The sequence below is a fragment of the Vibrio sp. 1978 genome (genome assembly GCF_033344345.1).
Genome location: NZ_JAWPOP010000745.1, coordinates 1 through 591 on the forward strand (window position 1 = coordinate 1; position 591 = coordinate 591).

The 591-nt window shown below is 44.3% G+C and carries 1 protein-coding gene; it reads right to left on the bottom strand.

What is annotated here, in order from left to right; genetic code table 11:
* Window positions 1–120 precede the first annotated feature (120 nt).
* A complete protein-coding gene (locus R8N49_RS28880) occupies window positions 121–510 on the bottom strand; it encodes a hypothetical protein (RefSeq protein WP_005463395.1) in 390 nt (129 codons plus the stop codon).
* Window positions 511–591 lie beyond the last annotated feature (81 nt).

Genomic DNA, 591 nt, shown 5'->3' on the forward strand with positions numbered 1-591 from the left:
CAAATTGCGATCTGAGACTAATCGGTTAGACGTGAAACATTTGTGAATATGGGTGCAAGCAAAAAACGTCACGTTTGATTTGATGAGTAAGTACTTTGGTTGTGTGGTTTAGACTAATGCTTAATCAAGGTCGTAAACGGTGTAACCTTTATTTTGTAGGCATTTGCGTAGCACGAGAGCTTGTGTTTTGGTGGAATCATTCGCGCCACCTAAAGCGCCTGCACCAGCACCGACTGCACTGCCAGCTACTGCGCCAACTGCTGCACCGCCAATACCATCTTCAAGAGCACCAGCCGCGGCACCGATTAATGCGCCAGTCATTGCACCATTGGTTGCATCAGATTTAGCGGCTTCTGTTTTGTCGACTTTCTCTGCGTAACCTTGGCAGTAGGCAAAATCTTGTTCGTATTGCGCTTGGTCAACATTCGTCATGTCTACAACAGGCTTTTGGTTGTATGCACATGCTGCAAGTGAGGAAGAAAGGACAACGAGTAAAAGTGGTTTATACATGGGATGAATCCATTATCTCTGTGAATTGATGGATTAAATGTACACTGTTTTATTACTTGTCTCTGTCTATGGATTGTATCG

Bases quoted from the DNA above. Each gene is read 5' to 3' on its own strand.
- R8N49_RS28880 (WP_005463395.1), bottom strand. From the start codon at position 510: ATGTATAAACCACTTTTACTCGTTGTCCTTTCTTCCTCACTTGCAGCA.